At 53.3% G+C, this 9463-nt stretch carries 10 protein-coding genes; all 10 read right to left on the reverse strand.

Going from position 1 to position 9463, the window contains the following annotated elements:
* Positions 1-151: 151 nt before the first annotated feature.
* Positions 152-439, reverse strand: coding sequence for a DUF1330 domain-containing protein (locus tag FBQ85_20825; protein MDL1877583.1), 288 nt, complete (start codon positions 437-439; stop codon positions 152-154).
* 51 nt (positions 440-490) lie between these two features.
* A complete protein-coding gene (locus FBQ85_20830) occupies positions 491-2008 on the reverse strand; it encodes a PDZ domain-containing protein (protein MDL1877584.1) in 1518 nt (505 codons plus the stop codon).
* A 26-nt stretch (positions 2009-2034) separates the two neighbouring features.
* The gene (locus tag FBQ85_20835; protein ID MDL1877585.1) at positions 2035-2472 is read right to left on the reverse strand and encodes an ester cyclase; all 438 of its coding nucleotides are present in this window, start codon (positions 2470-2472) and stop codon (positions 2035-2037) included.
* A gap of 114 nt (positions 2473-2586) precedes the next feature.
* Positions 2587-3528, reverse strand: a complete 942-nt coding sequence (gene nudC, locus FBQ85_20840; GenBank protein MDL1877586.1) for an NAD(+) diphosphatase — start codon at positions 3526-3528, stop codon at positions 2587-2589.
* The gene (locus tag FBQ85_20845; protein MDL1877587.1) at positions 3525-4235 is read right to left on the reverse strand and encodes an FMN-binding negative transcriptional regulator; all 711 of its coding nucleotides are present in this window, start codon (positions 4233-4235) and stop codon (positions 3525-3527) included. The genes nudC and FBQ85_20845 overlap by 4 nt, the downstream gene beginning before the upstream one ends.
* A gap of 264 nt (positions 4236-4499) precedes the next feature.
* Positions 4500-5030 carry a DinB family protein gene (locus FBQ85_20850; GenBank protein ID MDL1877588.1) on the reverse strand — a complete coding sequence of 177 codons (531 nt, stop codon included), beginning with the start codon at positions 5028-5030 and terminating at the stop codon, positions 4500-4502.
* Between the two features lie 6 nt (positions 5031-5036).
* Positions 5037-6290, reverse strand: coding sequence for a T9SS type A sorting domain-containing protein (locus FBQ85_20855; protein MDL1877589.1), 1254 nt, complete (start codon positions 6288-6290; stop codon positions 5037-5039).
* Between the two features lie 93 nt (positions 6291-6383).
* Positions 6384-6806, reverse strand: coding sequence for a GNAT family N-acetyltransferase (locus tag FBQ85_20860; protein ID MDL1877590.1), 423 nt, complete (start codon positions 6804-6806; stop codon positions 6384-6386).
* Between the two features lie 50 nt (positions 6807-6856).
* Positions 6857-8407, reverse strand: a complete 1551-nt coding sequence (locus FBQ85_20865) for a hypothetical protein (GenBank protein MDL1877591.1) — start codon at positions 8405-8407, stop codon at positions 6857-6859.
* A 512-nt stretch (positions 8408-8919) separates the two neighbouring features.
* Positions 8920-9318: a hypothetical protein gene (locus FBQ85_20870; protein ID MDL1877592.1), complete on the reverse strand. Its 399-nt coding sequence runs from the start codon at positions 9316-9318 to the stop codon at positions 8920-8922.
* Positions 9319-9463 lie beyond the last annotated feature (145 nt).

A 9463-nucleotide genomic window follows, 5' to 3' on the forward strand; every position in this document is an offset into this window, starting at 1 on the left:
GTTGTGTGTATGAAAACGAGCAACATGCACAAAACAACAAAGGGGATTTTCACGAAGGCATGCTTTGTCATTCGCATCAGTTTCTCCATAAAAAATAACGAAAGGCTACAAAAGCCAAAAATTTTCCTGCCATACATTTTTCTGTCAACTGCTAAACGCCTTCAACGAGGATCATCTCCGTTCCGGCGCATTCCTGCCGCAGCGCTTTGGCAGGCGCATACTCGGGAGATTCCCACCAGGCGCGCGCTTGTTGTGCGTTGGGAAACTCGAGAATCACAAAGCGCGAAGGAAGCCATGAGCCTTCGAGCGTTTCGGTTTTGCCGCCGCGCACGAGATAACGGCCGCCATAAGCCGCAATTGAGGGCGGCGCGAGCTGCTTGTAGCGCTCGTAAGTTTCCGCGTCTTTCACGGTGATTTCAACGGCAACATATGCGGCCATGCGCTCTCCTTGTTGATGAAATGACGAGGGAGGCAGCATTTCCGTTCAACATTATTCTTTTTCGATGCTGCCGTAGTAAAAAGGCTGGAAAGGATGCAACGCGAGCGTGAAAACGCTGTTGACAACCATGAGATCACTCTCCAGCCACGCGCGCGCTTCCGGCTCATCTGCCGCGGACAGAATGATCATGCCCTTGTCGGCATATCGTGCGCCCAGCAGGATTTTTTTCTCAGCCCGCAGCCGTTGCAGGTTGGCGCTATGCTCTTTGAAATGCGCCTGCTCGTGCGCGGGTTTGTCCTTCTGCCAGGCGGGGCCAAGCGAGAAAATCGCAATGAACAGTTTCTTTTTTTGCAGCAGTTTTTCGACGGCGCGATGATAAGGCCGATCGCCGGCCGGTGCTGCCGCGGGCGGCCAGGGTTGCTTCAACAACTCTTCCGGCGCGGCAACGATTTCGTCGGGCATGATGCCTTCCGTCAGAATATCCCGGCCTTTGACGGTTTGCGCGCGTGCGATGGTGATCATGAGCCCTGAGCTGTCCGCCAGTTGTTGCGCGTTATGAACCAGGCCTTTGCCAAAGGTTCGTGTGCCGACGATGTGCGCGCGCCGGCTTTCTTGCAAGGCGCCGGCTAATACTTCGGCAGCGCTGGCTGTGCCTGCATTCACCAATACGGCAAGCGGCTTGTCCGTTAAGCGCTCGCCCTGCGCTTGCAGTTCGGAAAAATCATTGCTGCGACTGATGAGATTGGCAATTTTTGCTTCACCCAAAAACATTCCAGCAATGTCTTGACATGCCGGCAAAAAGCCACCGGGATTGTAGCGCAAGTCGAGCACAAATGCTGCGGCGCCTGCTTGCGTCAAGCGGTTGATGGCCTCGCGCATCTCGGCGCCGGCAGTTGGCGTGAATTGCGCCAAAGCGATATATCCGATTTTGCCGGCTTTCTCCTCGCGCAAGCTTGCCTGCACGGCCTTGGATGACGTTAAGAACTCACGCGACACTTCCTGTTCATATGATCGTGTAGCGCGCTGAATCGTCAAGTTCACCTTGGTCGCACGCGGCCCGCGCAAAAGCTTCATGGCCGCCGCTAGGTTCAGTCCCTCGGTCGCAACGCCGTTGATCTTGAGAATTTCATCACCTGGTTGCAAACCGGCAAACGCTGCCGGAGAGTTGGGTAGAGGCGTCACCACCGTGAGCTTGCGCGTTTGCTCGTGAATATCTAGACACAATAATTCGAGCAATCCCGTGCCTTCGGTCGCGGTGCCGGAAATCTCTGCCAGCATTGCCGTGAATTCTTTTTGAGTAAGCAAGCGCGTCGCGGGATTGTTCAGCCGCAGAAGCATGTTTGAAATGGCGGTGTAAGCCTCTGCTCTTGTGCGATAGCCGCGCGCCAAAAATTCTTGCCGCACGCGTGACCAATCGACGTTGTTGAACGTCGAATCATAATACTGTTGCTGCACAACCTGCCAGGCTTGCACCACAAGTTGTTGAGGTTGTGCCGCGCTTTGCCCCTTGGCTATTTGCGGCAGAAATGTGAACGTGAATAATAAAGCGTGCCAAAGATATCGCTGCATGAATACTGTCCCTAAAAATACAATCGCTATTTTGATGGAATCGTTACCCCGATTTGTTGCAGAACTCCCGGACCTTGTTGCGCGACCCAACGCTCCACGATTTTGCCCTGGGCTAGACGATAGATCACAATGGAAGACAAGGTCACTTTCTTGCCGGTGGGCGGCGTATCAAAGATTTGGCCTGTATGTGTTGCTGTAGCATGAAGCCGCACAACAACTTTGTCGCCCTCGGCAATCAAATCATCGATGACATGCACGGTATCGGGGAAAGCGGAATAGAGCAAGCGAAAAGCCTGTTTGATGCCCTCCAGTCCCGGGGCAAGCTCGCGCAGCGGCGAGGGTGTGTGATCGACATAGTCGGCGGCGTAATACTCGTGAAAGATCTCCAGGTTGCCGCGATCAACTTCCTCCAGCAATTTGATAATGACAGCTTTGTTTTGTTCCGGCGACCATGGTGTTGGCATGGGTTCTTTTTCCTAAATTATTTGTAAGTTGTTTTGCCTCGGTTTTCGATATTGTGAAACAAGCGCTGACTGCAGAAAATCGACGCCTCCATATCGGCAAGATTCATTTCGTCATTACTCTGATTCCGCCTCCAGCCATTCGCGGATAAGACGGTAAGAAATCGATGCCAATGAAGGAAGCAACAGCTCGCCGGAAGCCACGGCTGCCCGCAACTCAGCCCGCGTCAACCAACGCGCTTCTTCAATCTCCTGAGCGTTCACATGCAATTCCGTTGTATCTGTTTTAGCATAGAACCCGATCATAAGTGAGGAGGGAAAAGGCCAGGGCTGCGAGGAATGATATTCCACGTGATAAACATGAACGCCGGTTTCTTCGAAAACTTCACGCTTCACCGCAGCTTCGAGCGTTTCACCCGGCTCGACAAAGCCTGCCAGTGTGGAAAGCACTTTGGGGCGAAAATGTGGACTGCGCGCCAGCAATGCGTATTCGCCGCGAGTGACCAGCACAATGATCGCCGGATCCGTGCGCGGAAAATGCTGGCGGCCGCAGGTTGCGCTCAGACATTGCCGCATGTGTCCGCCGGAACGCGGCTCTGCCGGCGCGCCGCAAGCGCCGCAGAAGCGATGCGTTTGATGCCAATGCACCAGCGCCCGGGCATAGGCCAGCAATGCCGCGTCTTGCGCCGGAAGAAACGGCGCGAGCAGCTTTACATCTTTGAATTCTCCTAAACGGTGCAGCGCATTGGCTCCATCATTACTTCGTGTACTGAGGTCGAGCGCGAAGTACGCAACCCCCTCTTCTTCACTGAGAAAAATTGTTTCATGCAAATCCAGCGGCGGACTGGAAAAATCTAGCGGTGAGAGAAAAACCGGCTGATTGTTTGAATCGAAGAGATGTTGGGCGTCCTGCAACACAATGATGCGCGTCGTGGGATCGCCAAGCCGTTCTGCCAGCCACACGCGATCTTCACGGTGTTCCGTCATGCGCGTGAGCGCGCAACCGCCAAAATAATTGCGCGAAGAAGCGATGAGATGATTCGATTTGCCCTCGGTCATGTCTGCTCTCCGAATAACTTCTGGCGTTTGCCGCGCATCTCCGCCGCGAGGGAACGGGCATTCTCGCCCGGACTTTTTTCCAGCTCTGCAATGATATTATCATAATCCTGCGCATTACGGTTTTGGCTGAGCTTGGCTTTGGCTTCGAGACGCTCGATTTTGATTTCAATCCCAACGATGCCGCGCATTTCCTTTTTCACAAAATCCGGAGGCAAGTTTTCCAGGCGATAGCGCGACTCCGGCGGCGCCGCCTCATATTTGTCGACCAGGCGTTTGAGCATGGCGTAAAGCTCATCGTGTGCGGTGATCAAGCGCGGTTTGCCATACACATACACGGCGATATAATTCCATGTCGGCACATTGAGATGGTTATACCAACGCGCGGAAACATAAGCATGCGGCCCGGTAAAGATCGCTAATACATTTTGGCTGGGGTTAAATGTGCGCCATTGCTGGTTGGGGCGTGCGAGATGGCCCCGCAGATATGCCGCATCCTCCTCGCGTTCCAACTCCAAGGGCAGATGGGTGGCGATCAGATCTGCGCCCTCATGGCTGACGAGCGTGGCAAAACTGTTTTGTTGAATGAATCGTTCAATTTTTTCTTGATCGGCTTCAAGAAAGCGTTGGGGAATGTACAAGCGGCAGGCTCCGAATGAATATTGAAACTCGAGATTCTTGTTTGAATTCTGAATTAGATAGTGAAAGATTCACTGATGAGATAGGCACATTTTTGTTTCGACAGAAAATATCCCCAACCGATGAAGGCGGCCAACGGATTTGTTTGTGGGAAGCATAAAGGATTTTGTCCGCAGTGGTTTTCCTGTTTCTTCTCACTGGTACACCGTTACCATGATTTGTGTAACCCCCATCTCTTGTTCTTTGGGAATATAGTGAAATGCTTGGTATTGTGCTTAATACTCCACATGGTCCCTGGATGACAATGATGGCAGTCAAAGATTACAGTGCCCCAGCTAGCGCCGGTCTCGCAAGATTGACAGGTATTCGATCCACGGCCCTACTTCGGTTGTGTATTGTTTTGCCAGCACGCGCGCGATCTGGCCAATATGATCGAGATCGTGTACCACCCATGTTGCCAAAAGCTGCGCCAGAGTCACTCTGCCGAAAGCGGGATGTGTGCCGGTTAGAGCAAGCTGCTCTTCGGTGAGTTGCAGATGCGCGAGGGTCGCCAGATTCTGCTGGCGCAATGATGCAAACGCCTCGAGCAACTCGGCCAGAGTTTTGCCTTTGCTAGCTTCGAATTGGGCAAAACGATCGAACGGATCGAAAGGCCGGCTTTCGCCCTGTTCAAGTATGATTTTGACGCGCGGTATCCAGTCGGTTTTTTCACCATGAATCAAGTGGCCGAGGACATCGAACGGGCTCCAGGTGTCGCCGCCTTCGTTGCCGTTGAGCCAGGGCTCCGGTAAGTCGTGCAACAGCGTTTTTAATGTTGCAGGCGTGCGCGAGAGAATTGCTTGCGCGTGAGTTAGTGTGAAAAGCATGGCGTTTTATCGCAATAAAATGAGCTTCATGGTTTGCGTTACCTCACCGGATTGGAAACGGCAGAAATAGACGCCGCTGGGCGCTTCTGCCGCATGCCAGGATACGGCATGCCAGCCTGCGGCAACTTGGCCGTCGACGAGCGTCGCTTTTTCTTGTCCAATCGCATTAAAGATTTTCAAAGTAACATGACTCGGCTGCGGTACGCCAAAACGGATGAGCGTGCTTGCGTTAAATGGATTGGGATAGTTTTGCAGCAAAGTATACGTGCGGGGAAGTTCCCGCTCTGTCTCCGCAACCTCGCTGGGTGCAGAAATAGTAAATCCCGAAGTGATGCTGCTCACGCCCAGGCCTTCCTGCAACGCGCCGCCGATAATGAAAATCGTGTCGCCCACGGTGACCGCGCCCACGCCGTGCCGCGGCGCCGGCATCGGAGGCAACGATTGCCAGGTGTTTGATCGGGGATCATATTCTTCCACCTCATCAAAAACACCGGGAATTTCGCCGCCGAAAACATAGAGCTTACCATGCAACGCCGCGGCCGCCAAGCCGCCGCGCGCTGTCGGCATGCTGGCGAGCGTGTACCAGCGATTGGTTGCCGGCGAATAAGCCTCGAGACGCGCGGTGTTGCCAATCGCGGAAAAATCCCGGCCGCCGATGACGTAAATCAACGAATCGATCACTACTGCGGCGAGATGCTCACGCGGCGTCGGCATTGCGGCGAGTGTGTGCCAATTATTGGCGCGAGGATCATAAACCTGATTGGTGCTCACCACAGCCCCCGAGCTGCTAACGCCGCCGATGACATAAATCTTTTCACCGTAGGCAACGGCCACGCCGGCGCCGCGCGCAGCAGGCATTGCCATTTTTTCCGACCAACTGTTCGCCGCAAAATTGAATTCAAACACGCGCGCTGTTGCCGCGAAGGAATTGCCCGAGTACCCGCCCAAGACATACAGTCTGCCGTTGGCCGCAGCAAAATGCAAATGATGCATCATCAAAGGCAGCGATGGAGCCGTCGACCATTGATTGGTAACCGGTTCGAAGACTTCGATAGTATTGGTTGCCACACCGCCGCTGCGCAGGCCGCCGGGCACATAAATCTTGCCTTGCAAAACCGCGTGCGGAATCTCCTGGCGCGGCGTCGGCAACGGCGCGCGTGTGAACCACGTGCCGTTTGTTTGGGATAATGTTGGCGCGCTAACGCAGAGGAGGATTGTTGCCAGCCAAAGAGGTATGCAGGATAAAAATTTGCAATGCATGAAGCAATTTCCTCAAACTCACGGCAACGTTGTTTCGGGCTCTGCAACAAAGCAAAACGATTACTCGCCTTTTTGCAATCGGCTGAACGGTTGCTATTCTTTTTCTTTCCAGATCAAGAACATTCCCGGCCGGTCGTCGGGCCGCCGGCGGAAGCCGTATTTCTCATAAAATTTTTCCACGCCCTGGGCGGCCATCAGAGCGATGAAGCTGTTGTGCGAAGCATACGCGGCGATGAAATCCATGACGCGCGCCATGATTTGTCGCCCAATGCCTTGTGCTTGAAGCTCTGGCAACACAATGATGTCCTGAATATAAAAATAAATCGCGCCATCACCAACCACGCGACCGCAACCAACGATTTCGCTCTCGCGCATAGCGCATACCGCATAAAGCGATTGCTGCAAGCCGCGCTGCACCACCTGTTCCTCCAAATCATCCCAACCCACGGCGCGGCGCAAACGGCGATAATCTCTGGCATTCGGAATTTGTTCCACGATGATGATGTCAGTTGACATGGCGGCGCTCCATTTTTCGGTTCAAACAACCCACCGATGCGTCGAACAGGTCACTCCAAACGCCATAATGTCAAATTTGTTTCATCTTTCACCAGGATATTTTTCTCCCACAGCAATGGATGCGCCCAGGTGGGGTTATCTGAAACTTGATACCGCGCCAGGGGTTTGTATGCGTCCTCCTGTGTCGCCAGGACAATAAGCGCAGCCTCGTTCGTCAATGCAAACATCCGTTTTCCCGCATGCAGGATAGCGGCGCCGCCGGCCTGCCGCCCTTCACTCGTCCACAACACTTTTCCGGTACGCGCCTCCATCGCAAAAAACTGCCCGCGATTGGCGTACGAAAGGCCATAAAGCTTGTCGCCCACCAACACCGGCGTGCTGGTGTACAGCGTGACTTCGTTGTTGCTCCACGCAAGCTGCGCCGACCACGCGCTGCCTGTTTTTGAGATGCGCACGGCCGTTGTCGGGCTGCGATAAGCCGAGAAGATGACAAGATCCTCCAGGACAATGGGCGTTACAATTTGCGCATTCGATTCAATCTCATAACACCACAATTCCTGCCCGTTTTCCAAAGCAACGCCGGCAAGATTGGTGCGGGTGAGCACGATGATTTGTTTTACGCCATGCAACTCCGCAAGAACAGGAGAAGAGGATGACGGCGAAGGCCCCTGCCAGCGCCAGCTTTCCTTGCCGGAGGCGAGATCGAACGCAATGAGATAACCGGCCTCAGGATTGCCAATATTCGCGATCAAGAAATTATCCGCAACCAGCGGCGAGGCGGCGGCGCCGTAATAATTGCCAATTCCGACTTGCTCCGAGGTTTCCATGCCCAGCGGGCCGAGTGACATGCCGCAGGCAGGACAGTTGCCAGGCGCATCGAATCTTTTCGCATCCTCCGCGCAGCCGCAGGGCGCGCACGCATAAACTATTTTCTCCGGAATCGTTTGTTTCAAATCATGGTGCCGCCACAGCAAGTCGCCGGTTTTGACGTCAAAACAAGACAATACGCGATCGATGCCGAGGGTGTAGAGACGATTGTTGTGTACCAGCGGCGTGGCAAACGGCCCTTTGCCTTGTGAAACGGGAAAGAAGCGCGTAATCACCGCTTGCGGATTTGGAATGAAGGGCGTGCGATAACGCTGTTGCCAAACACGTTCGCCGCTGGAAATTTGGTAACAGGAAACAACCTCGTCCTCGCCGTCGCGCGTCAGCAAATAAACGTTGTCCTGGGCCACCACCGGCGACGACAAGCCCGCGCCGGCTGCAATGCTCCAAACTTTTTTGAGACTATCCGGCCAGCGCGCCGGCGCGGAGAACTCTTCGAGATGGCCATCACGATGCGGCCCGCGCCATTGCGGCCAATTTTGTGCGAATGAGGCTGCGCTGAACACGATGAATTGGCTCGCGATTGCAAAACTTGCGAGCATGATTTTAGTTTTGAGCGGCATGCCTGGTCTCCTGTAATGTCGTTTGGCTGGTTGAATCGGTTTGCGCCAGAAAGCGGCGGATGAGCGCCTGCTCTTTTTTATCTTTGAGGCGAGTAAAAAGCTGTGCACCGAGCTTGCGAATCGTTTGCGGCTTGTCGAAGGGAAGCTGTGCATACATTTTGCCGCCGGCGAAATGGCAGGGCTGGCATTTTGAAACCAATGGCAAAATATCTTTGCTGAAATCGAGATGGGTGGAGTCTGGAGTCAATGATGCAAAGTTGGCAGCGGCAGGGAGGAGTTTCGCGCCCGGGCCTGGCTCAGGCGTCGCGTGTGTGACGCATACGATGATGGCCAGCATCGCTGCCAGACACGAAGCTAACCGGCAAAGCTTTTTTATCACGCTCACGTTTGACCTCCGCATTAACCGTGCATGCAACGTCTCCAACGAGGTTGAGAACAGCCGTTCTCTGTGAGCATTAGACTTGCGCTGGCGGGGAATCGTTCAATGCGGGTGTGAGTGGCGCTTTGCCGAGGAATAGATGACTCTGGAATAATAGGCGCCTCACAACCATGTCGGATATCGCTATATCGTATTTTCGAAAAACATGGCATGCTATCGCTCATGCCCCCGACTTCCGAATCCCATTTTGCAGTATCTCTTGAAATACGATTCAGGATAAACAGTCTTATAGTTCCAATAAGATTGAAAAGACAAATCCAGCCGAGTTACCATACGAAGCGTAGTTCTTGTGCATTAGCAGATAAAAATAACCTGGATTCACGGTAAAGGTACAAATCGGATGATTGTCTATGGCCGTATCTTTTGCAATTTCAGTACCTGAAGTATAATCCCGAGCTTGTTGCCTTATAACAAAAAGGTCTACGTCGGAGATGTTATTGCTCCCGGCACCAACCATTGCATATCTACCGGAGGGTGGTTGTGTGTTATAGATAAAAGTGTCTTCCCCGTTATTCAATCGCCCACCGAAAAGACAAAATGTATTTCTCGCAAATCGGCTAGAAAATAAATACGTAATTCTAGAATTCTTGATAACATTATCAAGGGCTTGTGCGATTTGATTCATAGAGAAATTGCCAGAATCGCTTTCCCTTAAGATAACCATCACGCAGAATGAGTCAATCCTTTTTTTAGTTGAAATTTTTGATGGCTCCTGCTCGCCCCACCGCCCGCCCGCGGGCGGGCGGTGGGGCTATGGCGCAAGTTTTAAA

The sequence above is a fragment of the Cytophagia bacterium CHB2 genome (assembly GCA_030263535.1).
GTDB lineage: Bacteria > Zhuqueibacterota > Zhuqueibacteria > Zhuqueibacterales > Zhuqueibacteraceae > Coneutiohabitans.